Origin of the sequence: Brevundimonas vitisensis, from assembly GCF_016656965.1 — a bacterium.
GTDB classification, from domain to species: domain Bacteria; phylum Pseudomonadota; class Alphaproteobacteria; order Caulobacterales; family Caulobacteraceae; genus Brevundimonas; species Brevundimonas vitisensis.
Genome location: NZ_CP067977.1, coordinates 14,093 through 40,539 on the forward strand (window position 1 = coordinate 14,093; position 26,447 = coordinate 40,539).

Annotated in this window: 32 protein-coding genes; 8 read left to right on the top strand and 24 right to left on the bottom strand. The window is 64.6% G+C overall.

The genetic code is table 11. The features are described 5' to 3' along the window. Positions 1-2 precede the first annotated feature (2 nt). Both JIP62_RS00085 and JIP62_RS00090 read right to left on the bottom strand, forming a co-directional pair. Positions 3-422: a GreA/GreB family elongation factor gene (locus JIP62_RS00085; protein ID WP_201102968.1), complete on the bottom strand. Its 420-nt coding sequence runs from the start codon at positions 420-422 to the stop codon at positions 3-5. Positions 423-1,090: 668 nt separating this feature from the next. Continuing rightward, complete coding sequence (locus JIP62_RS00090; protein WP_201102969.1) at positions 1,091-1,780, bottom strand: alternative oxidase; 690 nt, start codon at positions 1,778-1,780, stop codon at positions 1,091-1,093. Positions 1,781-1,942: 162 nt separating this feature from the next. Here JIP62_RS00090 and JIP62_RS00095 point away from each other — a divergent pair, with 162 nt between their 5' ends. Both JIP62_RS00095 and fixJ read left to right on the top strand, forming a co-directional pair. Further along, positions 1,943-3,421, top strand: coding sequence for a PAS domain S-box protein (locus JIP62_RS00095; RefSeq protein WP_201102970.1), 1,479 nt, complete (start codon positions 1,943-1,945; stop codon positions 3,419-3,421). Then, a complete protein-coding gene (fixJ, locus tag JIP62_RS00100) occupies positions 3,411-4,013 on the top strand; it encodes a response regulator FixJ (RefSeq protein ID WP_201102971.1) in 603 nt (200 codons plus the stop codon). Before JIP62_RS00095 ends, fixJ begins: the two co-directional genes overlap by 11 nt. Before the next feature lie 229 nt (positions 4,014-4,242). On the opposite strand, the gene JIP62_RS00105 is transcribed toward fixJ, so the two are convergent. From JIP62_RS00105 to JIP62_RS00125, 5 genes are all read right to left on the bottom strand, one after another. Then, a complete protein-coding gene (locus JIP62_RS00105) occupies positions 4,243-4,689 on the bottom strand; it encodes an SgcJ/EcaC family oxidoreductase (RefSeq protein WP_201102972.1) in 447 nt (148 codons plus the stop codon). A gap of 206 nt (positions 4,690-4,895) precedes the next feature. Further along, positions 4,896-5,879: a calcium/sodium antiporter gene (locus JIP62_RS00110; protein ID WP_201102973.1), complete on the bottom strand. Its 984-nt coding sequence runs from the start codon at positions 5,877-5,879 to the stop codon at positions 4,896-4,898. A 38-nt stretch (positions 5,880-5,917) separates the two neighbouring features. Further along, entirely contained in the window at positions 5,918-6,514 is a 597-nt protein-coding gene (locus JIP62_RS00115) for a carbonic anhydrase (protein ID WP_201102974.1), read from the bottom strand. A 421-nt stretch (positions 6,515-6,935) separates the two neighbouring features. After that, positions 6,936-7,124 (bottom strand): YdcH family protein, encoded by a 189-nt coding sequence (locus tag JIP62_RS00120; RefSeq protein ID WP_201102975.1) that lies wholly within the window; start codon positions 7,122-7,124, stop codon positions 6,936-6,938. Positions 7,125-7,297: 173 nt separating this feature from the next. Further along, complete coding sequence (locus JIP62_RS00125) at positions 7,298-8,167, bottom strand: LysR substrate-binding domain-containing protein (protein WP_201102976.1); 870 nt, start codon at positions 8,165-8,167, stop codon at positions 7,298-7,300. A gap of 98 nt (positions 8,168-8,265) precedes the next feature. Between JIP62_RS00125 and JIP62_RS00130 the strand changes: the two genes are divergently transcribed. From JIP62_RS00130 to JIP62_RS00145, 4 genes are all read left to right on the top strand, one after another. Continuing rightward, the gene (locus JIP62_RS00130) at positions 8,266-9,240 is read left to right on the top strand and encodes a sodium-dependent bicarbonate transport family permease (protein WP_201102977.1); all 975 of its coding nucleotides are present in this window, start codon (positions 8,266-8,268) and stop codon (positions 9,238-9,240) included. A 220-nt stretch (positions 9,241-9,460) separates the two neighbouring features. Continuing rightward, a complete protein-coding gene (locus JIP62_RS00135) occupies positions 9,461-9,724 on the top strand; it encodes a hypothetical protein (RefSeq protein WP_201102978.1) in 264 nt (87 codons plus the stop codon). 315 nt (positions 9,725-10,039) lie between these two features. Next, positions 10,040-10,555: a hypothetical protein gene (locus tag JIP62_RS00140; protein ID WP_143105856.1), complete on the top strand. Its 516-nt coding sequence runs from the start codon at positions 10,040-10,042 to the stop codon at positions 10,553-10,555. A 140-nt stretch (positions 10,556-10,695) separates the two neighbouring features. Further along, on the top strand, positions 10,696-11,391 hold the full coding sequence (locus JIP62_RS00145) for an SIMPL domain-containing protein (RefSeq protein ID WP_201102979.1): 696 nt from the start codon (positions 10,696-10,698) through the stop codon (positions 11,389-11,391). An 84-nt stretch (positions 11,392-11,475) separates the two neighbouring features. Here JIP62_RS00145 and JIP62_RS00150 read toward each other — a convergent pair whose 3' ends face one another. The 3 genes from JIP62_RS00150 to JIP62_RS00160 all read right to left on the bottom strand — a co-directional run bounded on the left by JIP62_RS00150 (position 11,476) and on the right by JIP62_RS00160 (position 12,719). Beyond that, positions 11,476-11,829: a hypothetical protein gene (locus tag JIP62_RS00150; RefSeq protein WP_201102980.1), complete on the bottom strand. Its 354-nt coding sequence runs from the start codon at positions 11,827-11,829 to the stop codon at positions 11,476-11,478. A 112-nt stretch (positions 11,830-11,941) separates the two neighbouring features. After that, complete coding sequence (locus JIP62_RS00155) at positions 11,942-12,253, bottom strand: hypothetical protein (RefSeq protein ID WP_045319245.1); 312 nt, start codon at positions 12,251-12,253, stop codon at positions 11,942-11,944. A gap of 61 nt (positions 12,254-12,314) precedes the next feature. Continuing rightward, positions 12,315-12,719 (bottom strand): MerR family DNA-binding protein, encoded by a 405-nt coding sequence (locus tag JIP62_RS00160; protein ID WP_230974789.1) that lies wholly within the window; start codon positions 12,717-12,719, stop codon positions 12,315-12,317. 487 nt (positions 12,720-13,206) lie between these two features. Here JIP62_RS00160 and JIP62_RS15285 point away from each other — a divergent pair, with 487 nt between their 5' ends. Continuing rightward, positions 13,207-13,422 (top strand): GDCCVxC domain-containing (seleno)protein, encoded by a 216-nt coding sequence (locus tag JIP62_RS15285; RefSeq protein WP_081703509.1) that lies wholly within the window; start codon positions 13,207-13,209, stop codon positions 13,420-13,422. 133 nt (positions 13,423-13,555) lie between these two features. On the opposite strand, the gene JIP62_RS00165 is transcribed toward JIP62_RS15285, so the two are convergent. The 10 genes from JIP62_RS00165 to JIP62_RS00210 form a co-directional block, all read right to left on the bottom strand. Beyond that, positions 13,556-13,777, bottom strand: coding sequence for a hypothetical protein (locus JIP62_RS00165; protein ID WP_201102982.1), 222 nt, complete (start codon positions 13,775-13,777; stop codon positions 13,556-13,558). A gap of 726 nt (positions 13,778-14,503) precedes the next feature. Then, entirely contained in the window at positions 14,504-15,130 is a 627-nt protein-coding gene (locus tag JIP62_RS00170; protein ID WP_039248884.1) for a tyrosine-type recombinase/integrase, read from the bottom strand. 224 nt (positions 15,131-15,354) lie between these two features. After that, positions 15,355-15,618 (bottom strand): hypothetical protein, encoded by a 264-nt coding sequence (locus JIP62_RS00175; RefSeq protein WP_201102983.1) that lies wholly within the window; start codon positions 15,616-15,618, stop codon positions 15,355-15,357. A gap of 61 nt (positions 15,619-15,679) precedes the next feature. Continuing rightward, positions 15,680-16,303 carry a hypothetical protein gene (locus JIP62_RS00180; protein WP_201102984.1) on the bottom strand — a complete coding sequence of 208 codons (624 nt, stop codon included), beginning with the start codon at positions 16,301-16,303 and terminating at the stop codon, positions 15,680-15,682. 80 nt (positions 16,304-16,383) lie between these two features. After that, complete coding sequence (gene mnhG / locus JIP62_RS00185; RefSeq protein ID WP_201102985.1) at positions 16,384-16,725, bottom strand: monovalent cation/H(+) antiporter subunit G; 342 nt, start codon at positions 16,723-16,725, stop codon at positions 16,384-16,386. Beyond that, entirely contained in the window at positions 16,722-17,006 is a 285-nt protein-coding gene (locus tag JIP62_RS00190; RefSeq protein ID WP_201102986.1) for a K+/H+ antiporter subunit F, read from the bottom strand. Before JIP62_RS00190 ends, mnhG begins: the two co-directional genes overlap by 4 nt. After that, positions 17,003-17,494 (bottom strand): Na+/H+ antiporter subunit E, encoded by a 492-nt coding sequence (locus JIP62_RS00195; protein WP_230974790.1) that lies wholly within the window; start codon positions 17,492-17,494, stop codon positions 17,003-17,005. Before JIP62_RS00195 ends, JIP62_RS00190 begins: the two co-directional genes overlap by 4 nt. After that, the gene (locus JIP62_RS00200) at positions 17,491-19,086 is read right to left on the bottom strand and encodes a monovalent cation/H+ antiporter subunit D (RefSeq protein WP_201102987.1); all 1,596 of its coding nucleotides are present in this window, start codon (positions 19,084-19,086) and stop codon (positions 17,491-17,493) included. Before JIP62_RS00200 ends, JIP62_RS00195 begins: the two co-directional genes overlap by 4 nt. Next, complete coding sequence (locus tag JIP62_RS00205) at positions 19,083-19,427, bottom strand: Na+/H+ antiporter subunit C (protein ID WP_201102988.1); 345 nt, start codon at positions 19,425-19,427, stop codon at positions 19,083-19,085. The genes JIP62_RS00200 and JIP62_RS00205 overlap by 4 nt, the downstream gene beginning before the upstream one ends. Continuing rightward, complete coding sequence (locus JIP62_RS00210; RefSeq protein ID WP_201104429.1) at positions 19,427-22,342, bottom strand: monovalent cation/H+ antiporter subunit A; 2,916 nt, start codon at positions 22,340-22,342, stop codon at positions 19,427-19,429. Before JIP62_RS00210 ends, JIP62_RS00205 begins: the two co-directional genes overlap by 1 nt. Positions 22,343-22,533: 191 nt before the next feature. Between JIP62_RS00210 and JIP62_RS00215 the strand changes: the two genes are divergently transcribed. After that, a complete protein-coding gene (locus JIP62_RS00215) occupies positions 22,534-22,962 on the top strand; it encodes a hypothetical protein (RefSeq protein ID WP_201102989.1) in 429 nt (142 codons plus the stop codon). A gap of 3 nt (positions 22,963-22,965) precedes the next feature. Here the strand turns inward: JIP62_RS00215 and JIP62_RS00220 are convergent, their stop codons facing one another. The 4 genes from JIP62_RS00220 to JIP62_RS00235 form a co-directional block, all read right to left on the bottom strand. Then, entirely contained in the window at positions 22,966-23,850 is an 885-nt protein-coding gene (locus tag JIP62_RS00220) for a universal stress protein (RefSeq protein ID WP_201102990.1), read from the bottom strand. A 264-nt stretch (positions 23,851-24,114) separates the two neighbouring features. Further along, positions 24,115-24,711 (bottom strand): hypothetical protein, encoded by a 597-nt coding sequence (locus JIP62_RS00225; protein WP_201102991.1) that lies wholly within the window; start codon positions 24,709-24,711, stop codon positions 24,115-24,117. Continuing rightward, positions 24,686-25,105, bottom strand: coding sequence for a GreA/GreB family elongation factor (locus JIP62_RS00230; RefSeq protein ID WP_201102992.1), 420 nt, complete (start codon positions 25,103-25,105; stop codon positions 24,686-24,688). Before JIP62_RS00230 ends, JIP62_RS00225 begins: the two co-directional genes overlap by 26 nt. A gap of 369 nt (positions 25,106-25,474) precedes the next feature. Then, positions 25,475-26,122 carry a trimeric intracellular cation channel family protein gene (locus tag JIP62_RS00235; RefSeq protein ID WP_201102993.1) on the bottom strand — a complete coding sequence of 216 codons (648 nt, stop codon included), beginning with the start codon at positions 26,120-26,122 and terminating at the stop codon, positions 25,475-25,477. Positions 26,123-26,447: the final 325 nt, after the last annotated feature.

Consider the following 26,447-nt stretch of genomic DNA (forward strand, 5'->3'; position numbering starts at 1 on the left):
CGCTAGCTCGCATGCGCGTCATGAGAATTCACCACGTCCAGAACCTTCAACCGGTGCGGTCGGCCCTTATCGTCGATCCAGCCGAACTCAGCCCCGGCAGCCAGGCCGAGCAGGGAGGCGCCGACCAGACTGAGGATCGAAACCCAGCGCTTGTCGATATCTGCGTCACCCGGCAATACCAGCCGGATTTCACGGATTTGCCCGCTGCTGTGGTCCTCGTAGGTGACCCAACTGCCGATCCGGCAGAATGGTCGCGTGTCCGAGGTCTCGTCCACCATTACGGCCCGGTCGAGCTCATCCTCGAGCAGCATCGCCGCGGCCGAGGTCGGCACGCTGCCGATCATCGCGGCGAGTATTGCGCGGTCCTGAGTGGTGATCAGCAGCCGAGGCTTTCTGATCGCTTTTGACCGGGTCTTTGTCATGACGAATGTCCTTGTCGCCTACGGCCCAAACACGGCACGATCTGGCCGCACCGAGCGGCGCAGAGGCTGACTAAATGTGAGAAAGAATTAGCAAGCGCGACATCACGCCGCCAGCGTTACCGAGCTGGCGTTCACTCTGAAACTCGCGCGAGAAAGTAGTCCCCAAACCCTGAGCGTTCGCTCAATACGAGTTCGGGGCTAGACGCCTCCGACGAAACGTCCTGCGTGAAGCGTATTCCGCATATGTACGGCGCATTTCCACATTACGAGACCGATTGTGCGCTTTTGCGCATGTTCGGTCAACTCTTCACACACCGCCGAACATTTGACCGTTCCACGACGCCTCAGTCGGCGAGGGGCTGCGGCAATGCGCATCCGGCCCAGCACCCCTACTTCGCTTCCCGCCTCAGTTAGGGTCAGTGATGATGCGGAGGATAAACGAAGGCGGAGCCATGCGGCACATGGGCTAGAACAGGGTCTGAAAGCGGACTCAATCAAGGTCCGCTGGGAGCCACAGCCAACCGTTGGGTCCCCGACCCATTGCGGACGTCAGCGACCCGCCACTGCAGATAGCTTGAGGACCGAGACGGATGATCTCTGAGTCCGGCAAGGCAAGCCTCCCGTGTTAACGCTCACGGGAGGCTTGGGCGCGGTTGGATAGAGTGGGATCAGGCAGCGGCCTTCCAGGTCGGCTCCAGCGCCGCGTGCGGCGGGCAGGGCGCGACGGCCTGGATCGGTAGACCACCGAGTTCGTTGGCGTAGCCGTGGTTGACGTCGCGGTGGTGGGCCTCGTCGGCGCGGACGACCAGCACCACGTCGCGAAGCGTCGCGTCATCCCGCAGGCCCCAGTAGCGCTTGGCGATCTCCGGCGCCGGGACGTTCGGGCTGCGGCCCTCGTCGATCTCGGCGAGGTAGTGGGTGTAGCTGATCACCGCCTCCTCCTCGAAATAGCCGACCACGCGGTGAGCCGTCTTCGAGGAGACGAGGTAGAGGCCGAAGAAGAACAGGTAGAACACCCACTGTACGGAGACGATGACGAAGCGTTCGAACAGCGTCGGCTTCGAAATCTCGATGAAGGTCATCAGGTGCATGCGCTCGTTTTCGGCCTCGTCCATCAGGGTCTTAATCCACCCCTTGTCGTCGCACATTCGGCGCAGGCAGCTGAGGTGGTTGATGGTGGCCCCAACCATGCCGGGCACCGCGGCGACGGTCTCCAGCACCACGGCCCGGTGACCGTAGCGTTTGGCGAAGAAGGTGTCGGCGCAGAAGCGCAGCAGCTTGGTGAAACCGAAGGCCACCCGGTCCGACAGGCCCTTCGGCTGATGGTGGATCGAAAGGTCGACGAGGGGGGCGGTCATGGCCTTGGCTCCTGATGATCCGGAGGTCGCTCCGGGCCGCTGCGGCGGCGTCTTGAACATGCAGTTGGTGTAGAAGCGTGCGGCCGAGGGCGGTATTCGGGTCTTCGCCCTAAGGAGAATCCCGGAGGCGCGGAGGCCGGCCGGACGGGGCAAGGAGCATCGATGCGAGCCTTTCAGTCCCCGGAGACAGCGCCCTCGGCGCTCATCCGCCCGGCGTCCCCGTGGATCGCCGTTGCGGCGGCGGTTGTCGTCGCTCTGGTCGGCACCGGGCTGCGCACCGCCCTCGACGAGCGGATCGGCGACCACGGCGCGTTTCTGGTCTTTGTCCCCGCTGTGGTGGTCGGCGCCGCCATGGGCGGCTGGATTCCGGGAGCGGTGGCCGGGGTGATCGGTCTCTGCGCCGGGCTGCTGCTCTCGCCGGCCAGCCCGGCGCTCTGGATCGAGGCCGCCCTGTTCGTCGGCGTGGCGGCCGCCGTGACCGTGGGCGGCGAATGGTTCCAACGGGCCCACCGGGAACTCTCGGCGCGCGAGACCCACCTCCGGCTGATCCTGAACACCATTCCCGATGCGATGATCCTGATCGACGACGCCGGCGTGATCCGGGCCTTCAGCCCGACAGCCGAGCGGCTGTTCGGCTGGTCTGTCGACGAGGCCATCGGTCAGAATGTCAGCGTGCTGATGCCCTCGCCCCATCGCGAGGCGCACGACGGTTATCTGCAGCGCTATTACCGCACAGGCGAGCGCCGCATCATCGGTCTAGGGCGGATCGTCGTCGGTCAGCGCAAGGACAGCTCGACCTTTCCGATGGAGCTCGCCGTCGGCGAGATGCGCACCGCCGAGGGCCGGTTTTTCACCGGTTTCGTGCGCGACCTGACCGAACGCCAGCAGGCCGAGGCCCGGATGCAGGAGCTGCAGAGCGACCTCGTGCGGGTTTCCCGCCTCACCGCTTTAGGCGAAATGGCCTCGGCGCTAGCGCACGAACTGAACCAGCCGCTCACCGCCATTTCCAACTATCTCAAAGGCTCGAAACGGCTGCTGACCTCGAAGGGACTGGGGGAGGACCGGATCGCCACCGCGCTCGACCAAGCGGCGGATCAGGCCCTGCGGGCGGGCGTCATCATCCGACGCCTGCGCGAGTTCGTGTCGCGCGGCGAAACCGAACGGCGCATCGAGGACCTCCCGAAACTCATCGAGGAAGCCAGCGCCCTAGCCCTCGTCGGCGCGCGGGAGCACGGCGTTCGCGTACGGTTCACGATAGATCCTGCCGCCGACCGCGTGCTCGCCGATAAGGTGCAGATCCAACAGGTGCTGCTCAATCTGATCCGGAACGGCATGGACGCCATGGAGGACTCGCCGAAGCGCGAGCTGGTCATCGCCGCGGCCCCCTTGGACGCCGAACTGATGCGAGTGTCGGTCTCGGATACCGGAGCGGGCGTGGACGACGACTTCGCGGATCAGCTGTTCCAGCCCTTCGTGACCAGCAAGAGGAGCGGGATGGGCGTGGGACTGTCCATTTCCCGAACCATCATCGAGACTCATGGCGGACGCATCTGGTTCGAACCGAACCCGGGCGGCGGGACCGTCTTCCATTTCACGCTTCAGCGCGCCCGTATCGAGGAGGAGGCTGCCGATGGCGACTGACACCATCATTCACGTCATCGACGACGATGCGGCGGTGCGCGATTCCATCGCCTTCCTGCTGGAGACCGCCCACCTGACGACCCAGACCTACGAGTCCGCTCTCGCCTTCCTCGCGGAGATCGATCGTCCGGCCGGTTGCATCGTGACCGACGTCCGCATGCCGGACATGACCGGCCTCGAACTTGCCCGCAGGCTCCGCGATAGCGGGTCGGTCGAGCCCGTCATCGTGATCACCGGACATGCCGATGTCCCCCTCGCGATCGAGGCGATGCGCGCCGGTGTCGTCGACTTCATCGAAAAGCCCTTTGATGATGAGGTACTCCTCGCCTCAATTCAGCGCGTTCTGGAGCAGGCCAGTAAGGCGAGCTCCGCGGACGTCGAGCGCCGCGAGTTCGTCGCCAGGCTGGAGTCGCTGTCGCCCCGCGAACGTGACGTGGTGGACGGCCTGGTCAAGGGACACGCCAACAAGGTCATCGCCTTCGATCTCGGCATCAGCCCACGCACCGTCGAGGTTTACCGCGCGAACGCGATGACCAAGATGCAGGCCCGCAGCCTCTCGGAACTCATCAGGATGGTCATGACCGCCGGCTAGCCCAGCAGCGGACATTCACGCACGGCCGGGAGGGATACTTTGAATGCCTGCGGGGGACTTACCGCCTGTACGCATAGCGAGCTCCAATCGGGCCTGAACCTTGGAGTCTTGTCCAGCTTCCCGGTCAGCGCTGCGTAATGCCCGCCAGGGGGTTTTCGAACACCTAACTTCTGGTGTCGAAAATGCGCGGAGCCGCGATGCCGCGGCTCCGCGTGTCCGGTTCCCGAGCCTACTCCGGCATCTTGGAGGAATGCAGATGGTCGATCTTCCAGTCGCCCTCCTCCCAGCGGTAGACGAAGCTGTAACGAGCCTTCACGTCAGTCTTCGCCCCGCTCGTCGGATCCGTCAGGGTCACGGTCCAAGTGCCCACCCGCGTCGCCGTCCGGCAGTCGACTTCCACCGTCGAGGTGTCGATACGGCCTACGGGAGCGCCGCGCAGGAAGCCGACGAAATAGTCACGCACGGCGGCTGGCGTGGTGCGCGGGGTGTTCGAGACGGTCGCGAGAAGAACGGGTTCGCGCGTGAACAGGGCCGTCACCGCGTCAGGGTCGCGCGTCGTCCAGGCGTCAGCGAAGCGCTGAAACTGGGCTTCGACCTGGGCGGTCGTCACGGCGGGGCATTCCGACTCCGCCGCCGGAACGGCGAGGGTGGCGGCGGAAAGAATGGCGGCGATCATGGGTTTACCTCTGAGCTGTTGTCGTCAGATCGTTGAGACGAGCGCGCACGACAGAGGGTCAGATTGGGTCCCGTCGCACCGAGCACACTCGATGCGGTCCGACATCACGATCCTGAGATCGTCAGAGGGGCCCGTTCCGCAGCCGTTGCATACCTCAGCAAGGGTGGCGGAAGACATGCGGCATTATGGCTCCGCTTAAGCGCTGCCTACAGAATGCCTGCGGTGTGAAGCGCGTAGGCTCCGTAGACGCAGACGAGCACCAGACCTTCGCGTCGGCTCAGTCTTCCGCCGGTGCTGGCGAACAGCATCACCACGATTGTGATGATCAGCAGCGCCCAGAGGTCGAACGCCATGATGCTGGCCGGCACCTGGGTGGGAGCGATCAGACCTGTCAGGCCGCCGATGAACAGGATGTTGTAGATGTTGGATCCCAGCACATTGCCAAGAGCGATGTCGCCTTGCTTGCGGTAGGCGGCGACCGCGGAGGTCACGAGCTCGGGGAATGAGGTCCCGACCGCCACGATCGTCAGGCCGATGATGGTGTCGCTGACGCCGAGCTGCGCGGCGACGGCGACGGCGCCGCTGACGAGCAGGCTCCCGCCGCCGACGATGAGGGCCAGACCGGCGGCCAACAGAAGCAGCGCCACCGGCAGTCGGCCTTCCGGCCGATCCTGCGGGATCAGACCCGGATCCACCCCTTCCACCGCCAAGGCGCGATCGTACGCCGCGCTGTGAGATCCCTGAACGCGCTCCTGCCGATAGGCGTAGTAGATATAGCCTCCCATCAGGATGACGAAGGCGGCGCCGACTTCACGGGACAATCCGACGGTCGCCCCCGCCGCCAGCAACAGGAGCGCGGTGACGAAGCCCACGCCCCCGTCGCGCCAGAGCGCCCGCGTCTGCACGGCGATGGGGGCGATCAGCGCCGCTACGCCGAGGATCAGGAGCGCGTTGGCGATGTTGGACCCGACGATATTGCCCAGGGCGATGCCGGGAGAACCGGCCAGGCTGGCCTGAACGCTGGCGACGAGTTCGGGCGCCGACGTGCCCATGCCGACGATGGTCAGACCAATCAGCATCGGCGACAGCCGCAGCCTCTCGGCGATCCGCACGGCCCCGCGGACGAGCAGGTCGCCGCCCCCGATCAGCAGCGCGAGGCCGATCGCCAGATAGAGGATGTCAGTCAGCATGGTCGTCGAAACTCGGGGTCAGGCGCCGGCGCGGCGGACTAGAGGGCGGTCAGCTCGCCTGAGGCGATGCTGAACTTCCAGACTGACAGAGACAGCGCCCCTGACTTCTCGGCGTCCCTTATCCACGGGAAGGTCCTAAGGTTCTTGAGCGACTGGCGCAGGACGGCGTCCTCGATCGTCGCTTCGAACGCTTCTCCCGCGCCCTGTTCCGGCATGGGCCACATGACAGGCTCGGCGATGTCCACCCAGGCCCGGAGGAAGTCGGGCGCGTCTCTCAGGGGACCGTGGATCATGGCGTGGACGCCGTCGCAGCGCGCGTGTCCGAGCAGGACGATGTAGCGGACCTTGAGGATCTTCACCGCGTACTCCAGCGCCGCGCTGGTCCCATGGCAGCCGCCGTCGGGCGCATACTCCGGCACCAGCCCGGCCACGTTCCGGATGACGAACAGGTCGCCCGGTTCCGAATCGAAGATCGTTTGCGGATCAATTCGCGCATCCGAACAGGCGACGACCGCCGTCGCCGGCCGCTGGGGCTTGCGCGCCAGCTGCGCATAACGCTGGGCCTTTGCGGGCCAGCTCGCCGCCCGAAAGCGCCGGTATCCCTCAAATAGGGCGTCTTCCGGAGAAGTCGTCAAATCATCACCCTGTCGTTCGGTATGTGCGGAAGCTTCGCGCGAGAAGAGGCTTGGCCTGCAAGTATTCGAGCGCCCGCGCTCGGGCTGTCAGACCCGAATGTCGAGGGCGTGCCGGCTCGGACGCCGCGCCGCCATCTCATCGCGGATCTCGCCCGGCTGCTCCACCGGCCTCGAGGTCGGCGAACTCTGGTGAGCCCCCACGCGGGCGGTAAGCTGAGAAAGCTGAGCCGCCTCCATTCGCGCCAAAGTCATAGGAGGACTGATCCTCATCGCTCACTCCTTTCGAGTGAAGTCATCGCCGAAGGGCGCCGGGTGTCTTGCTTGACCTGGGTCTTCGGTCTGGGCCCCGCTCTGCGTGAGCGCGAAGGGCGGGCCAGTAGAAGAAGCCAAAGTCAGGACAAGCCCACCGAAGGATGGCGATTCAGGCGTGAAGCCCTTCCGTCGCCGCCTTCATCTCCAGGGCCCGCAGGCGGTCCTTCACCTGAAGCTTGCGCCGCTTGAGCTCGCGAAGGGTCGGTTCGTCCGGCCCGAGCCGGCGCAGTTCGCGCGCCACGGCCTCGTCGAGCCTGGCGTGCTCGGCCTGCAGACGTCGCATGAAGTAACGGGTCATCGTTCGCTCCTCTCTTTCAGAGCGCGCCTGACGCGGACTGATCCGCTCCAGCGCGCTTGCGGTCCGACATCACGATCGGAGGATCGTCAGAGGGGCCCGGGCCGCAGAACCAGGTTGGCTGCGAAACCGGGTCTGGGCCAATCAGTAGTCATGATGGAGGGCATAACACCCGATCATGGGTGAGGTGGGCCGCGCTCCAGCGTCCGCAACACCTCCTGCGCCAGGAGGCCTGCGGGGCCGCCCGCGTTCCGGGCGGAGACCAGGGCGATCTCACTGTCCGTCAGTGCGGGCAGCGGTGTTCCAAGCACGGCCAGGTCGCGGGGCGCCATGGCGGCGGGAAGCACGCCGACACCGAGGCCCGCCCGAAGCGCCGCCATCTGCCCGGCCAGGCTCGGAGAGGTGAACGCGGCCCGGAATGACAGGCCATGATCGCCGAGAGCCCCCAGGGCGCGCTTGCGGTAGATGTCCGGGGCCGGCGCCAGGATGAGCGGCAGTGGAGACGCTTCGAGGATGGAAGCATCCAGAGCGACCCAGACCAGCGGCTCGCGCCAGACCCGCACGCCGAGATCGGGGCCCATCGGCTCCCGCTTGATGAGGGCGAGGTCGAGGGCGCCCCGCGACATCTGGTCGAGCAGGTTCGCGGTGTAGTCGCACGTCACCGACAGCCGGATCCGGGGGTGGCTGCGGGCGAAGGCTCCAAGGATGCCGGGGAGATGAATGGTGGCAATGTCCTCCGGCGCGCCGAAGCGAACCTCGCCCTCCAGGTCACCTTCGCCGAGCGTCGACACGATCTCATCGTTCAGCCGGAGGAGCCGACGGGCCTGCGGGAGGAGCGCGGCGCCCTCGGTGGTCAGCCCCACGCCTTTGCCACCGCGATCGAACAGCGGTGAGCGCAGCTGGTCCTCAAGGCGTCGGATCTGCAGGCTCACAGCCGGTTGGGTTCGACCGAGCAGCGCCGCCGTACGGGTGAAGCTGCCGGTCTCTACGACGGACACGAATGCGCGGAGCAGGTCGATATCCAGGTTCACCAGCCGATCGGCCATCGCATTAGCGTCCGTTATGCTTCCCATCACGCCAATAAACTGGATCAGGTGAGCCGTCGAGTTCACTCGGGCCCGCCACTTCACGGGACCCCAGTTGCATGCCTGACCTCTCCACGAGCTTCGAACTCCTGACGTCTCCCGCGATCCTGTTCTTCTTCGTCGGTGCGGCCGCGGCCTTCGCGCGCTCCGACCTTGCGATCCCGGAGCCGGTCGCGAAGGCGCTCTCGCTCTACCTGATGCTCTGTATCGGCTTCAAAGGCGGGGTGGAGGCGCGCGCGGCTGGTATCAATGGTGAGTTTTTGTCAGCGGCGGCGCTGGGGGTTGGGCTCAGTGCGCTGATGCCGCTCGCCGCCTTTCTGATTCTGCAGAGGACGTCGCGGCTGGACCGGCCGACCATCTGCGCACTGGCTGCGACCTACGGGTCGGTCTCCGTCGTGACCTTCGCCGCCGGCCAGCAACACCTCGCCGCGGCCGGGCTTCCGTCCGGCGGCTATATGGCGGCCGTGCTCGCGCTTATGGAGACGCCGGCCATCCTGACAGCCCTGATCCTGCTTAGTGGCGCAGCCCGCAGCGACCCCAACCAGCGGAGCAAGATCCTTAGGGAAGTTTTCGCCGGGGCGGCGACGGTCATGCTCTTGGGCAGCTTCTTCGTCGGGCTACTATCAGGCGAGGCCGGCATGACCCGGCTGGCCCTATTCGTCGGGCCGCTATTCCAGGGAGCCTTGTGCTTCTTCCTGCTGGATATCGGCCTGATCGCCGCCCGCCGGCTGATGCAGGGCGGCCGGAAGCTTACACCCGCCGTGCTGGCGTTCGCGCTGGCCTTTCCGCTGCTCTCGGCCGCCGTGGCTCTCGGTCTCGCGCGTCTCGCCGGCCTGGACGCTGGGAACGCCGCCCTGCTCACGATCTTGGCCGGTTCGGCCTCCTATATCGCAGTACCGGCCGCCATGCGGGTGGCTGCGCCCGAGGCGGACGCCGGGGTCTACGTGACGGCGTCCCTGGCAATCACCTTCCCGTTCAACCTCACAATCGGGATCGGCCTCTACACAGCCGCGACCGTCTCGATCTGGGGGTGACGATGTCTCGTACCGATATCCGAGCCTCTAGCCACCTTCGGACGGAAGCCTCTCGTCCCCCGAGGTGGGCGCCGCGACCGTCCCCCGACGCTTCGGGCAGATCGCTGGCGAGTGTAAGCCGATGATCCAGTTTCTGGAAAACCGCTCGCCGCAACCTTGAACAGAAACGTCCTCCAGGCTCCATCTTTCGCAGTGCCGGAACCGTAGCTATAAACTAGCTATGCCCCTGTTTCTGACGACACTCCGCGAGCCGTCAGCGTACCACCGCGTTGAGGCGGTGACGGAGGGCTTTCTCATCCTGCCGAATCCCGGGCGCGAACGGGAGTTCGATGAATTGGCGCGGGAGGTCGTGAACTACGTCGGCCCGTTCACAGCGTTTGCCCGGCGGAGGGAGGACGGACTCTATGACTGCGTTCACATCCTGCCAGAGGACTACGCTTTTTCGGCGGAAGATCGGTCTTTCGATAATCCGACGGTGAAGTAATCACCGATCTCAGCTTGTCTTGACTCAGCCTCGTAGCCCTCGCCTCGCAGGCTGCATTCCAGCCCTTGTAGACCTTCAAGATGACCACTCGAAGGCAGCATCTCAACTTTCTGAAGGTCGGCCCGGGAGCTGACGCTCCGAACGTCCGCTATGAGCCAACTGCGGACATTCGCCTTCGACCGGCAAGCAGACGTCGGAGATGACCACGTCCAAGGTCCGCTTCCGACCCATTGCGGACATCTTCCAGCGGTCAGTTCGCCGTCCTAGGCGGCTTGATCGGCAAGAACCGGCGCAGCGGTCGTTCGTTGAGTTGTAATGCGCAACCGCGATCGCGACCGAACCGGCCTCGGCTTCTTGGCCTTGGCGATCCTCTTGTCCGCATGCGGCTCGGAGCCACGCCCTGAAACACCTGACCCGGAGCGTTTTCGACGGGTGGAGGCCGCAGGCCCGTTCTCCGTGGCTATCCCCCGAGAACTATCCCGCCTGCCTGTCATCGGCGTGGATACGGAGGTGGATGAGTTCGGCGGGGAAGGACTGCGGCTCGGTTTCTCCTATGGCATGTATGGATCGGTTCCTCTCTCAGACGGGCTCCTCGACTACTCCACCGGCCAAATGACGGTCGATGGCAGGCGGGGGGAGTGGGCTGCCTTCACACGTCCCGGCGATGTCGGGGACGGCCTTCCACATGGATGGGTCGGTCATGTCGGCACCCCGACACGTTGGGGCGAGCGTCGAGGCGAGCCCGTGGGACTGACGATCTATCTGTCTTGTAGCAGCAGGCAAATCTGCGAACTCGGCCCCGAGGTCGCCGCGACAGTTCGGTTCGAGTGACTGGCATCAGGCACCGGGACTGCTTTCGACCCATAGCGGACCTTTGATGGTGAAGGCGTGGCCTCAGGCCAGCCTGTTCTGAAACAGCCCTTCTGCAGCCATTTTTCCCCGCTTCGTTTCAGTTTCAACGGAGTGGTCTCATGAAGCGTGCCGCGATAGCCTTCCTGCTGCTCGCAGGTTGTTCGGACTCCAATAGCGCACTTGGCCTGCCGAACGACGAGGTCCTGTTGCAGGTCAGCGCGACCGGTAAGGCTGAAGCCGCACCCGACGAAGCGTTGCTGACCCTGGGTGTCAGCACGAGCGGTGGAACCGCCGCTGCGGCCAGTGCGGAAAACAGCGTGGTCATGGGCCGCGTCACCGACGCCTTGCGGGCTCTCGGCATCACGCCTGAGAACATCCAGACTCGCTCCGTCACGCTGAACCGCATCGACTACGGTCCCGAGCGCGGACGCTACCAAGCGGCGAACATGGTCGAGGTTCGCATCAGGGATGTCGCAAAGGCCGGTCCCGCTATCGCCGCTGCCACAGAAGCGGGCGGCAATATTGTCTCGGGACCTGATTTGAGGGTGGCGGACCCGAGCGCGACTGACAACGTCGCCTACGCCGCCGCCTACCGCGCCGCACGTCTTCGAGCTGATGCGTATGCTAAGGCCGCTGATCTCCGGGTGAGGCGGGTGTTGGCGATCCGCGACGGCGAAACCAGCGTTTCTCCGATCTACAACATGCGCCAGGGACGAGAGGTGACCGTTCAGACGGTAGCGCCTCCGCCTGTGGTGATGCAGGGCGTGAATACGCGCGAGGTTCAGGTCCACGTCGATTTTGCGCTAGGCCGATAGCAGGGCGTCAGCGGTATCTGGGACCGGTGGCTCTGTCCGCTTAGCGCCCTCAGGCGAGGGTCTGCTCCCGCCCCATTGCGGACTTTAGGTTTGGCTGTCGATCACTTCGAGGACCTTGCCGAACCCCACCACCTTCGGACCCTCTTGAATGGTCCACTCCCTGCCAGCATGGATTTCAGCGGCAAGGCGCGGCCATGACCAGAACGAGATAGGCGTCTCAAACGACTGTCCCGGCAGTAGTTCGACACCCTCTGGCAGATCGATGAAGCCGACGGTCATCTCGCGGTTCTCAGGCCCAAAAAAGTTGTGGTTTGGCCGATAGCTTCCCCGGACCGGACCGGTTCGTCCGCCGTCGCCCGTTGCCACCAAAGTCACGGACGCGATGACCTTGATAAACTCGCCTTGCTCAAACCGATCCTGAAAAACGTAGGGGGTCATGATGCCAAGGTAGCAGTCCGGCGATGGTCTGGGCAGACCGCACGTAAGTCCGCTTTCCACCCGCAGGTGACCGTCCGCTTCCGACCCAAAGCGGACGTTCCTTGTGAGGAAATCAGACCCCCTCTGCGAGCCATTCTAAGCTGATGAACATGGGGCCTAGGCCGATGTCCAAAAGCTGATGGCCACCCGTGACCGTCTGGCCAGTTAGAACCAGATCGCCCTCAATCCGGTGATCGGCTTCCAGCACGGTTCCGTTGGGCAGGTGAGACCCGCATTTGAGGTCGTAGATCATGTGTAGTTCGATGCCGCCGTCTGGACGGTCTTGATACGTCCCGCTCACCCGGCAACCGCCCTGATCAACTCCAACGACGCGCCCGTCCTTGAAGTGCGAGAGCATAGCCAGCCCCCACGCTTCGTCGTCCATGGGGTCTTGGTCCGATCCAGATTGGCGAACGCTGTAGAAACCGGGCCTGATGCTCATGGTCTTATTTCATCCCCTGTGGCCGACCACTCTCAGTCGAACCAGCTAGCCTTCCGTTCGATCCCAACTCTTTGATGACGGGGCAACGAACTTCGGTGCCCTCTCCACAGTCGACTACGGCCTGCTGAAGGACCCGCCTGAGCCGTGTCAGATCGCTGATCTTGGCGTCGATGCTGGCGATCTGATCCTTCGCCATATCCCTCACGTCACAGCACGATTGGCTCTCGGCCTCGCCCAAGGAAATCAAACGTCGGATGGTTTCGATGCCGAATCCCAACTCCCGAGACCTGCGAATGAACTTCAGACGCTCAGCGTGTTCAGGAGCGTAGCTACGGTGTCCGCCCTCGGTTCGGTCAGGCACGGGCATGACGCCGATACGCTCATAGTAGCGCACGGTTTCGAGGTTCACCCTAGCTTCGCGGGCCAACCTTCCAATCGTCATCCTTTGTCGCTTCACGCACTTGATCCCGTAGTGGCTACGGGTTGTAGCCTCTATCACATTGGACGGAGTTTCCCATGATGACCCACAAGCCTCCCCCTAATCCCGATGTTGTCGTCAGCACGTCGGCTGCTGTCGGAGGGTTTGCCTCGGTCTTCGCTTGGGCGGCTTGCTGCGTGTTGCCTCTCGCTCTCTCCCTTGCCGGAGTTTCCTTCGCAGGAGCCGCCGTCATCGCAGGAGCGCGAACATGGCTGACGGCCATTGCGGCGCTCGTGTTGATGGTGGGCTGGCTCTTGCATTGGCGGCGGGTTCGAAAGTGCCGAACTGACGTGAGTTGCGCTCGACCGTCGCGGACGGCTTTTTGGCTGCTTGTTCTGGCTTCCGTGCTGGTTGGCCTCGCTCTGGTTTGGGGGCCTTTCATTGAGCCTTGGGCGATGAGCGTCTTGATGGCCGCGCGATGAGCGACGGCATCCTGCTACAATCCACCCTCACCTGCCCTGACTGCGGGCATGTGGCTACCGAAACCATGCCGACAGACGCTTGCATCTGGTTCTACGATTGCGCTGGCTGTGGGACCAAGTTGCGACCGCTGCCCGGCGATTGCTGTGTGTTCTGTTCTTACGCGGACACTCCATGCCCACCGATCCAGCAGGGCACCTCGTGCTGTGGCTAGTGACGCGGCCTGAGCATAGGTCCGCTTCCCACCCTTAGCGGACGTTCAAAACGTCCGCTGGAGGCCATTAGCCTGGAAGTCCGCTTTCGGGTTGGAACGCAGTGTCCGCAATCGGCCCTTGGCGGACCTCCCACTACCTTTCGTGCAGGATGACGTGCACGCAATCGTAGCCTCCGCGACCATCAGAGCGAGGGAAGGCTGAGTATTCCGATCCAGAATTATTCATAACAGCCCGGGCGATGTCATTGAAGCCGCTGTCGTGGCCCTCGACCCGGTGGATGAGAAAGCCGCTTTCGACAGCCTCAACGGTGAAAGCCGGGCCACCCTTCAGGAGCGTGTAGATGAAGGTCGTCATAAGCTTAGCTATAACATCCGATGCTTCACGGGACCAAGTCGGTCGGGAAGGAGGGTGACGCTCTACAAAGAGCGACAACCGTCATGAACGTTTCCCGCTTCACTCCGACATTCTTCGGAGACCTGTCAGGCTAACGACGCGGCTGGCCGGGCGGAGTGGCGCTTCTTTGAGGGCATTGTCCCCGCCTCCATCTTCAGGCGACGGTCTGCTCCCGACCCGAAGCCGACGGTTCGATTCCGACCATAGCGGCCTTAGTTTATCGACCGAACAGACTACCGTCGCCTCGCGAGCAGCCGACGGAGGCCAACATGAGCCGCCAGAACCGCAAGGCTCCAGAAGACAGCGTTGATCAGGAATGGAGGCCAATCGAACCGATCAGCAGCGAACCACACCTCCATGATGTCGGCAGTGTTGACGACGGACATACCGAGGTAGTCTCGCACAAACGTCAGAGGCCAGCCGGTTGCCACCACGGTACACCCTGACTCGCACCCCATGATTTCCGGATAGACAGCTAAGGCCGTACGCGCTCTGACGAACGTCGACAACAGCGTGAGCATCGTTCCGGCAACGCAACACATGGGCACGGTGAGAGCAGCCTTCACAGCCACAACGTATGGTCGGCGAACCGGGCCGTCAACGACTGCTTCCCGCTCTCAATTGACAGGCGATTTGCGACCCGAACGAGACCGTTAGTGGGTCCGCTTATGGCGGACCCACCGCGGCCTAGAGGTCGATTTGCTCGGAAATCTCCAGAGCGTCATCCACCTCGATACCGAGGTATCGGACGGTGCTCTCCAGCTTCCCGTGTCCAAGGAGAAGTTGGCAGGCGCGCAGGTTGCCGGTCTTCTTGTAGATCAGCGCCACCTTGGTTCGCCGAAGGCTATGAGTGCCGTACGCACTTGGGTTCAAGTCAATCATACGAACCCAGTCGTCGACGAGGCGAGCGTACTGGCGTGTTCCGATATGCCTGCCGGCATTGCTGCGGCTTGGGAACAACCAATCATCCGGTCGCCGGCCCCGAAGTTCGAGCCAGTGCGTCAGCGCTTCTCTCGCCGGCTCTGTGATCTCGAACGGTACGGGTCGACCGGTCTTCTGCTGGACGATTGTGGAGCGTTGACGAATAACGCCCCCGTGCGCGACGTCGGCGAGCCGCAGCTTGACGAGGTCGCAGCCCCGGAGTTTTGCGTCCAGCGCGGTGTTGAACATCGCCAAATCCCGGACCGACCCGAGTGACTTCAAGTGCTGGCGGATCGCCCAGATATGCTTCGGCTTGAGCGGTGCTTTCGCCCCGGTCATCCGACCAGCGTTCCAGGGTTTACGCGGCATACGGAAAAGATCGGGCTGGCCCATGGCCACCTCCCATTGCGGAGGCCCCCGCTATCCACATTACGCCTTTTGGGACGCGAATGCGCCAGAACCGGCCGTTAGCTGAGCGGCGGAAACAAGACATCCGGCGGAGCTTCCCACCGAGGAAAGTGTGCCCCGGTCGGCAGGTGGAAGACTGGATTCGCCCCACGGGACACGTCCGGAGAGACTGCTTTTTCGGCTGGACTAAGCTGCAGAGTCGACTGCGCTCAGCCAGAACCGGCAGCGCCGTCTAGCGGCAGAACCAGCATCTCGCTGTAGATATGGCTGCCTTGGCTCACGGGGAATACCAAGCAGTCTTCGCCGGCCGCGGCCGCCGCCTCGCGAACCAGATTGCTGAATTCATCGAGACAGTTAGCCTCGGCTACCAACGTGTAGCCTCCTGTCACGCGCTCGATCCGATACGCGTGGGAGCCTTCCAGCAGCCTGTCCAGCAGTCGCCCCATGACGAAATGGAAACACTGGTAGGTCAAAAAGTCGAGTCTGGCGGTTCAACGAGGGGCGGGGTGGCGAAGCCCCCTATCCGGCAAGTTTTTACTCCGCGCTGAGACCAACCAGCGTTGCGATCACAGCGAACTGCAATCCGCCCGTGGCTGGCCGGCGAAGCTTCAGCAAACAGCCGGCCGCCAACAGGGCAAGGCCTGCAACCAGATAGTACGGCGTCGCCGAGGTGTCGGCCGTCCACTGCGCGACCCCGGGCAGCCGATAGGCGATGGTTCCGCCCAGCAGAATGCAAATGCCCGCAACAGTTCCGAGCACCATCCCCTGCCGATCCTGCGGGGGAACAGTTGCTGACCATGGCGAAACAACAGGAACTTCCAGAACCGCGGCGGCCATCTGCAGGAGCGTGCGAATATCCCCGGCGTCGAAGTGGCTTGGCAGGAATGCGATCGGACTGTCACCCTCCCAGAGATCGCGGGGCCCCTCAGGGGTTAGGTAGGCGATAGCCACCCGATGCCTTGACGACGGTTTGGGCAGATGACGTTGGAAGGTCCGGAGGTCAGGCTCCATGATGACCAGGGCGGGTCTGCCGTTGCCGACCCGAGCCTCGACCTCGTCGTTCCACCGATCATGGATCGTGGCGTGGCTTCCAGTTGATCTGACCATCTGCACCAGACGATCGGCCAGACCGTTGCGAGCGATGATGACTACTTCCACAGATCGTCTCCTCTGATCGGCTCTCCTCTATACACCCCAGCCGGTCTGAAGTTCACGCCCGGTGCCTCCGGGGGCGAGGCTCAGGCCTCCTCAGGGGCGTCGGCATTCCCCTCTACCCTGTCCCGATACACCGCCGCCCTCGCCAGCAGGATGAAGGTTACGGGCGTCGTCAAGGTGATGAATACGACAATCAAAAGATCACGAAACACCAAGCGGCCCTCGGCGGCGAACGGGAGCGCGATTGAACCGACGACGATGAGGAACCCGCCCAGGGTGGCGCCGAGGGTGGGGGCGTGCACCCGATCGTAAAACGACTTCAGGCTAATCAAGCCTGTGGCACCCAGAAAGGACAGGGCCGCACCCGCAACGACGGGGATGACGATGGCCCAGGCCAGCCAGACAGATATATCGGCGCCGGTCATTCGATCACCTCTCCGCGCATCAGGAATTTGGCCAGCGCCACGGTGGCCGCGAAGCCCAGAAGACCGATGATCAGCGCCGCCTCGAAATAGATCGTGCTTCCTGTCCTCATCCCGAAGACCACGACGAACAGCATGGCGTTCAGATAGAGGGTGTCCATGCCGAGCACCCGATCCTGCGCGCGAGGACCTCGCAGGATGCGCCAGGCCGCCAAGGTCATGGCAAGGACGAGAAGCAGCTGCGCGAGCCCCAGGCCCACATCAAGCACGGCGGCGGCGGTCATTCGAAAATCTCCCTCAACCGGCGCTCGTACCGCTCTTTCACCAGCCGCCGCCATTCGTTCTCGTCGAGCAGATCGAAGACATGAAGCAGCAACGTGCCCGTCGCGGCGTCATACTGGACCCAGAGCGTGCCCGGGGTCGCGGTCAGGATGATGGCGAGCGCCGCCAGTCCGTATCGATCGCGCAGATCGAGTTTGATCCGGACAAAGCCGGAGACGCGTTCGCGGCCACGACGACCGAGAAGAATGGACGCCACCGCATAGTTCGACCGAACGATGTCCTTCAGCACGACGCCGGCCAACTCAAGGATCCGCAGCGGGGAGCCCACCTTGGGGCGCTCCGGTTCCAGGGCGCGCATCGCAAACGGCGTGAGCACGGCAAGGATCAGGCCCATCAAGACCGTCGCCGGGGCGAGGGAGGACTGCAGCGCCAGCCACATCGCCAGGACGCCCAGCGACAGGAGCGGGTGCGGAAAGAGGCGACGCATCATCGGATTTCCGCCCCCAGAACCGCCGAGATGTATTCCCCCGGCCGGCCCAGGCCGGCCACTGTCTGGTCCATGTAGCCCATCACGGTTCCACCGAAGAGCGTGAGCAGGAGAACGGCGCCGATCAGGCCGGCGAGCGCGGCGAACTCCACGGGCCGAACCTTGGGCGAGGGCTCCTCAGCCGGAACCCAGAGCTCGGCCACCCCGAACCGGGCGAGGCAGATCAGGACGCCGAGGCTGGACAGGGTCAGAAGCGCTACTGTGGTCCAACCGGCGAAACCGGGTCCTCCGCCCTCAGAAGAGAGGGCCCCGATAAACATGGCGAGCTTGCCGATGAATCCCGCCAAGGGCGGCAGGCCGGCGAGGGTGAGGGTGCAGGCCAGGAACGCTCCCCCCAGCACGGCGACGGTCAGCGGGATGGCGATAGCCTCTTCCCGTGTCTCCTGATCGAACGGGTCCTGATACTCGTCGGCGAAGACCTGCTCCGAGGCGTCCTCGACGATCTCAATGTCGTCCCGGGCGAGGATCTCGGCCAGCAGATAAAGCGCTCCAGCCGCGAGCGTCGATCCCGCCATGTAGAACAGCGCCCCGGCGAGCGCTCGATCGTCTCCAAGGCCGAGCGCGGCGAGGACCGTGCCCGACGAGATCATGATGGAAAAGCCCACCGCCCGGGTCAGCTCGCGGGCGCCCAGGGCGCCCACGGTTCCGAAGGCGATCGTCGTCAGGCCGGCGGCCAGCAACCAATCGTCGCCGAACCCCGCTGAAGCGCCGGCCGCCGGACCGAACAGCAGCAATGAAAGCCGGATCAGGGCGTAGACTCCAACCTTGCTCATGATCGCCAGCATGGCCGCCACGGGCGCGCTGGCCGCCGCATAGGTGCGGGGTAGCCAAAAGCCGAGCGGCCAGGTGCTCGCCTTGATCAGGAAGGCCATGGCGAGGACAGCGCACCCCAGTTCGAACAGTGGTCGCACATCGTCGGACAGGGCGGGGATCCGGCCCGCGAGGTCCGCCATGTTCAGGGTTCCCGCGGTGCCATAGATCAGGCTCACGCCGATCAGGAACAGCATCGAGGCGCCGAGGTTGATGGCGATGTAGTGCAGGCCGGCGCGCACCCTCTCCTCTCCGGACCCGTGAAGGACAAGCCCGTACGACGCCGCCAGCATAAGCTCGACGAACACGAACAGATTGAACAGGTCGCCGGTCAATACGGCGCCGTTGACGCCCATGAGGAGCAGGAGGAACAGGGCGTGGAACCGCGGCCCGGCCCCGTCCCAGCGCGCCAGGGCGAAAAACAGGGCTCCCGCGCCGAGGGTGCTGGAGAGCACCAGCATCAGGGCCGAGAGTCGATCCGCGACAAGGACGATGCCGAACGGGGCGGCCCAGTTCCCCAGGGCATAGACTTGCGGGGCCTCGCCGCCTTCCGACGCGGCTCCGGAAAGCAGGGCGACGGACGCCGCCAGAATGCCGGCCAAGGTCAGGAGGCTGAGCGCCGCCTTCAGCCTGCGCTGGCGCTCGTCGAACAGCAACATGGCCGCCGCCGTCACCAGCGGCAGGATGATCGGCAGGATGATCAGGTGATCCGCAAGGCCGGTCATTCAGGCGGCTCCCGCCCGTCGACGTGGTCGGTGCCGGTGAGACCCCGGGCGGCCAGAAGCACCACCAGGAACAGGGCCGTCAGGGCGAAGCTGATCACGATCGCGGTCAGGACGAGCGCCTGGGGCACCGGGTCGGTGTACTGCGCCGCGTCGATCGCCTCCGTGCTGGTCAGCGCGGGGGGCGCGCCCACGCGCAGCCGGCCCATCGCAAAGATGAACAGGTTCACCGCATAGGCGATCAGGGACAGGCCGATGATCACCTGGAAGGTCCGCGGGCGCAGGATTAGCCAGACGCCCGACGCGACTAAGACGCCGATCCCGACGGCAAGGATGAATTCCATCAGGGAGCCTCCTCGATGACGGGAGCGGGAGGGGGCTGTGTCCCCTTGCTCAGCCGGGGCCGCCGCAGCGACTGGTGCGCGAGGGCGATGAGGATCAGCAGGGTGGCGCCCAGGACCAAGACCACGACGCCCAGATCGAACAGCACCGCCGTAGCCATAGGCAGCCGGCCGACAACCGGAAGATCGACATACTGGAAATAGGACGTGAGGAACGGATAGCCGAACAGCCAGGAGCCCGCTCCGGTCAGGCAGGCAAGCAGCAGGCCGATCCCGACCCAGGACAGCGGACGCACCCGCAGCCGGTCCTCCACCCATCGCGCGCCAGAGCCCATGTAGAGGAGAATGAAAGCGATCGAGAGGGCGACGCCGGCGGCGAAACCTCCGCCCGGCAGGTCGTGGCCCCGAAGGAACAGGTGGGTCGACAGGACGAGAATGACCGGAAACAGCCCGTTCATGACCACCCGGGGAATGAGCATGGCGTCCGACAGGGTGGTTCCGGGCGAGTGGTTGTCACGAAGATCGTCATTGGCGTTCTGCCGAACCTGCTGATCCGGCTGCGGCAGGCTGTCGGGGGCCGGTCGGAACCGTCGCAGCAGGGCGAAGATCGTCAGTCCGACGATGCCGAGCACGGTGATCTCGCCGAACGTATCGAACGCCCTGAAGTCCACCAGCAGGACGTTGACGATGTTGCGACCCCCGCCCTGCTCATACGAGTGCTCGATGAAGAAGGTGGAGATGGACGTCAGGTCGCGGGGAATCGTCATCACGGCGAACGCCGTCAGCGCGACCCCCGCGCCGGCGGCCGTCGCGATCATCAGGTCCAGCCGACGACGCCGTCGGCTCTGGGCCCGGTTGGCGCTCGAGGGCGGCAGGAAGTCGAGGCGTTTCGGCAACCAGCGCAGCCCCAGCAGCAGCAGCACGGTGGTGACGATCTCGACCAGCAACTGTGTCACCGCCAGGTCCGGCGCCGACAGCCAGACAAAGGTTAGGCAGCTCACCAGCCCGGCGGCGCCCATGAGAATGACCGCCGCGAGCCGGTGATATTTCGCCTGCCACGCGGCGCCGACGGCGCAGGCGCAACCAATGAGCCACAACAGGGCGAAGCCCGGATCGATCTGTCCGAACGCCGCGCCCGCCTCGGCCGGGATCATCCGCCGGCCGCCCACCGCCAGCACCGCCGCGACGATGGCGACCACCACCAGGGCGCGGAGTTGGGCCTGCAGCCGCACCGCTCCGAAAATCGTTTCCAGACGCCTGGCCCCATGGCGAGCCGAGGTCATGACCGCGTCGAACATAAGTCCGCCGTTGAAGCGGCTGAACACCTTGGGGCCCCCGCGGGGGTTGGTGTTGATCACTTGGCGGAACCGAAGATACAGCACCACGCCGCCGACAAGGGCCATCAGGCTCATCAGCAGGGGCGGATTGAACCCGTGCCAGACCTTCAGGCTGTAGTAGGGCGTCTGGTCCCCCAGCACCGCATGCACCGCCGTGGCCAGATAGGGGCCGATGGTGATCCCGGGGATCACCCCGATGACGACGCAGGCGAGGACCAGCAACTCGATCGGAAAGCGCATCCACCGGGGCGGCTCATGCGGCGTCCGGTCCAGTCCCACCGGCGCGGGTCCGAAGAAGGTCTGGTGGATGAACCGGAGCGAATAGAGCACGCTGAACGCGCTCGCCACCGTGGCCATAACCGGGAGGGCGTAGCTCAGATAGCTGCCGCCGCTGTTCTCCAGCGCCTCGGCCAAGAACATCTCCTTGGACAGGAAGCCGTTCAGCAGGGGCACCCCGGCCATGGCGCCGGCCGCGACCGTGGCGAGCGTGGCCGTGATGGGCATGAACCGGTAGAGGCCGCTCAACCGGCGCAGGTCTCGCGTTCCGGTCTCGTGATCAATGATCCCGGCGGCCATGAACAGCGAGGCCTTGAAGGTGGCGTGGTTGACCGTGTGGAAGATGGCGGCGACCAGGGCCAGCGGCGTCCCAAGGCCCAGGAGGACCATAATCAGGCCCAGATGGCTGATGGTCGAATAGGCCAGCAGACCCTTGAGGTCGTGCTGGAAGATGGCGCTGTAGGCGCCCACCAGCAGCGTCGCCATGCCGGCGGTGCCAACGATCATGTACCAGGCCGGCGTCCCGGCGAGCACCGGCCACAGCAGGATCAGCAGGAACACCCCGGCCTTCACCATGGTCGCCGAGTGAAGATAGGCGCTGACCGGCGTCGGCGCAGACATGGCCCGCGGCAGCCAGAAATGGAACGGGAACTGGGCGCTCTTGGTCAGGGCCCCGGCCAGGACGAGGAGTAGGGCGGGCAGGTAGAGGGGGCTGGACTTGATGAGATCGCCCGAGGCCAGCACGACGTCCAGATCGAAGCTGCCGGCGATTTGGCCCAAAAGCACCATCCCGACCAACAGGCAAAGCCCACCGGTCGCCGTGACCGTCAGCGCCATCCGGGCCCCTTCGCGGGCCGCCGTGCTGTGATGCCAGTAGCCGATCAGCAGGAAGGAGAAGAGGCTGGTCAACTCCCAGAAGACCACCAGCTGGATGATGTTCCCCGAGATCACCACCCCGAGCATCGCCCCCATGAAGGCCAGCAGGAAGGAGAAGAAGCGCGGGACCGGATCGGTCGCGGCCATGTAGTAGCGGGCGTACAGGATCACCAGGACGCCGATGCCCAGCACCAGCATCGAGAACAGCCACGCCAGGCCGTCGAGCCGCAGGACGATGTTTAGCCCCAGCGAGGGCAGCCAGTTGAGCTCGTAGCGGACGATCCCGCCGTCAGCGACGGCCGGATAGAGCAGGATGGCGCAGACCAGCCCGGCCAGGGCCACAGTCCAGGACAACCCCGCCGCCGCGTTCCTCGCGCGCGTCGGTAGAAAGCCGGCCAGGATCGCCCCAAGGAAGGGCGCCGCAGCCATGATGGTCAACAGGTCGCGCTCGGCTATGACGGGACGTCTCCGAATAGGGGCTCGCCGATTCTGGCGGGGGTCCGTTTAACGTACCGGCGCGTTGGAGGATTACAATATCGGCGAAGTCGCGCAGCGCGACCGCCATATCTCTACAACCCGGCGCCGGAGACGACGCCACCGACAGCAAGGCAACTCCTCCCATGCCCCGCGCCACCATCCAGCTCTATGACCGGCCAGATGACGCGCGTCGCGCGGTCGAGGATTTGCATGCCGTGGGGCTGGGCGACGTGAACGTCGCCTCGCTCACCATGGGTGCGGACGGTTGTTCAGGTGTCGATGAGGAAGCCGGCTCGGGGGACAATGGCCCGCGCCTGGGGCGGGTTCTCATCCCTGACCTTGGACCCGTCTTCGTCACTGGCTGGTTGACCGATCCATTTCCATCCGCTCCCGGCTCCGACCTCCGAGCGTGGTTGAGCCAGCTTTTGGAGGCCGCTCGTCCCACCGACGCCAAGATCGAACTGATCATCACTACGCTACGCAGGGGCGGAGGGGTCGTGACGGTGCGGCCGGACGACCGCGTAGGGTCGCCCCCAACGGTCGAAGAGGTCCTTGAAGGGCGGAATTCGTGACGACTAGCCGGCGTCTCGTTCCCGCTCCGGCCTGACCACCAGCACGTCTCCGGGAACGGCTTGGACAATCCGGGGGCCCTTGCCCTTCACGACCGCATGAAAGAGTCGGCCGCGCTCGTAGGCGCCTATTACAGTCAGGTCGGCCGCCTTCTCACGAACGTAGCTGCTGAGCATGGCTTCTGGAGCGCCGTGCTCGATCAGGGTGTTGATGCGGCCCCGAATGTCGTCCGGAATGGCCGCCCCGGCCAGGGACTCGCGAATGGTCGCCCTTTCCATCTCCCCGAAAGCCTCGCTGAGAGAAGAGTTCAGGAACAGGCGGCCGTAGGCGATCTCGTGGGCGTGCATCAGAGCGAATTCGGCCTCGGGGAAGCGCCGTACGGCGACCTCCAGTCCGTGCCGCGCTTCCGGGGTGAAGTCGTCGCCGACGACCACCTTCCGGTAAGGGCCGTGCGGACGTCGTTTGACCACCAGGACGGAGGCGGGGCAACGCCGGAACAGTTCGTCGATGGTCTTTCCCAAGTCGCCGAATGGTTCGGGGCGACGGCCCCCGACGACAACGAGGTCCGGCTTCTCCCGGGCGACGACCTTTAGTATCGACGACAGGACCGGGCCTTCCTCGATATGAATGCGCAACTCGGGGCAGGGTCCGTAGATGTCCTCTCGAATCTGGCGTTCGACGACAGCCGCCATGTCCGGCGGCCAACGCCAAGAGGGGAGGCCGCGGCTGTCCGGGAGCGTAGAGCTTTCTTCCAGCACGTGCACCACATGAAGTTCTACCTGCCATGTGTTGGCAAGTTGAACTGCCCGATCAAGGGCGCGATCACTTCGTCCGCTGAGGTCAGTTGCAAGAAGAATTTTTCCATGAGGAACTGCTGACCATTCATTCACTTCATATCTCCTGACTTGACTACTGTTTGACTGCCTTGGCTTAATGTAGGCGGCCTCCGACGAGGATCAATGGCGTCTTAGACCGTACCCGCGGAAGTCAGATGAACATCGCGAGTGCGACGCCGGCGGCGGTCAGCATCAGCGCGCCGATGACCCAGACCTTTGCACCCCCGGATCGCTGGGTCCGGAGCCTCGGGCCGGGTCGCATATAGAAGGGTGGTCGCGGCCGACCGACTTCCGTCCCGACGATGTTGTGTCTCTCTCTCAGCAGGCCGCTCGCTTCAGAAATGAGTTGAACCAGCGCGGCAGCGCGCCCCACGACCATCCGGACGACAGGTCTTCAGATCGTTCCCGAAGTCGGGGCACGGAGCAGAGCATGGTCAGCCGGGTATCGTCGCTCGCCGGTATGTCAGGATGATCCCAAAGCAGCTCCTGCAGGATCGCATCTTGCAGAAGGCGCTCCGGCAGGAGGTCGAACCGCGCCTCCCGGCCCAGACGTCGCGCGTGCCCCTCCTCGATCTGTACTACCAGCGCCACGGTCTCGGACGACCGGCGAGGCCCTCGTCCGAAGACGCTCCGGGCGATCCGGGCGCGTTCGGCAGGCCGGTCAGACAGGTCGATCAGGGACGCATCAGGGTCGCCCGTCGACGCGCCGCGCTCGAGCGCGAGCGACATCAGCTGATCACGCCCCACGGGGGATAGGGCCAGTTCGGCCGCTCTCGCGAGCAGCAGCTCGCGATGCGCCGCACCGGGCCGCCGTGTTTCAAGATCAATTCGCTCCCAGCGCGCTGCACAGAGCGCTTCCGACGATGCGGCCGCGAGCAGCCGGGCGTCGCTATCCGACGTGCGGGGCATGTTCATTCACCACATCCAGGACCTTGAGCCGGTGCGGCCGGCCCCTGTCATCTGTCCAGTCGAACTCGGCGTCCGTCGTCAGGCCCAGCAAGGCGGCGCCGACCAGACTGAGGACGGAAACGCAGCGCTTGTCGATGTCCGAGTCGGCGGGCAGAACGAGCTGGATTTCGCGGGTCTGGCCGGACCCCTGATCCTCGTAGGTGATCCGACTCCCGATCCGGCAGAAGGGTCGACCGTTGAAGGATTCGCCCACGACCACGGCCCGGTCGAGCTCCTCCCCCAGCAATTTCGCGGCGGCGGAGGTCGGTGAATGACCGACCATCGACTCAAGAAGTTCGAGATCGCTCGTCGTGATGAGAAGTCGCGGCTTCTTGATCGTTCTGGATTTGGTTTTCGTCATGGTGTTGTCCGGTCCAGTGGAATTTTAACGCGGCCCATCGGGGCGTGCGCCTCCGAGGCGCGCAGCGTTCAGGTTGTTGTAAAAATCCGGACTTCCGAACACGCGTCGGGAACGGCCGAAGTTATCGCGCCGCTGATTTCAATCTATTGCGTGCAGGAAGTCAGTCCCCAAACTCTGAGCTGTCGCTCAAGACGAGTTTGGGGCTAGACGCCTCCGACGAAGCGTCCGGCGTGAAGCGTATTCCGCGAAGGGATGGCGCATTTCCACATAACGAGGCGATAGTGCGCTCGCAGAGCGTCAACTGTCAACTCTGGGCGGGCTGCCGAATTCTACAGCACACCTCTCTAAAGCCCGGCATATCAGAACGGTCTAGCTCCGCCCGGCTACCGCGACAGGCAGTCTCCACCCTCGTCGGATTGCCGCCACCCGCAGGCTGAAACAGGCCAGGCCGCCGGCTAATGCCGCGACCAGTACGGGCAGATTCAGCAGACTGCCCCCGGCCACGATCCCTGCCCCGAGCAGCGCGGCGACCGCATACAGGTCCGACCGAAGAACCGCCGGAATTTCCGCCAGCAGGACGTCGCGCGCGACACCTCCCCCAATGCCCGTCAGCATCCCTAGCAGGGCGGCCATCGCCGGGCTCAAGCCAAAGGCGAGGGCCTTCTCCGTGCCGGCGACCGCGAACAGCGCCAGGCCCATCGCGTCCAGCATGCGGACGGGATTGCGCAGCTTCTCAATCAGGGACGACCAGAAGAAGACGATGGCTCCGGCCGTCAGGGACACCGCCAGATACCGCCAGTCCTGTAAGGCCGCGGGCGGCGTCGCGCCGATCAGCAAGTCCCGGGCTATGCCCCCGAACGTGGCGGCCGCGAAAGACAGCACGAGCACGCCAAACAGATCGAGCCGCCGCCGCACACCCGCCATGGCCCCGCTGAGGGCAAAGGCGAATGTCCCGCAGAGGTCGAGGACCAGCACGAGCGTGCGCAGAAGTTCGTCGGTCCCGTCGGTCTGGATCACGATGGTGAATCCTTAGCTTTAATCGGCTGGCGCCATCGGCCTTATAGATCGTCTGACTGACCGGTCTCATAGCGCACTGGAGCCTTGACTGCTCTCCGGCTGTTGGGCGGAAACGGGGTGTGGCTCACCGCCAGCCGCGGCCAGACGACACCCGATGCTTGCGCACTGCCCGAAAGCGGACGTCGCCAACCGCCGCAATGAGTCAGAAGCGGACATCGGCTGGTGCGCCTTTCGCGAACGTCCGCTTCTGACTCTTTGGCGACTCCGGGAGCGTCCGCTTTCCGGTGTGAGCCAAAGTTTGTTCTGGGGCATTGCAGCCTCGACC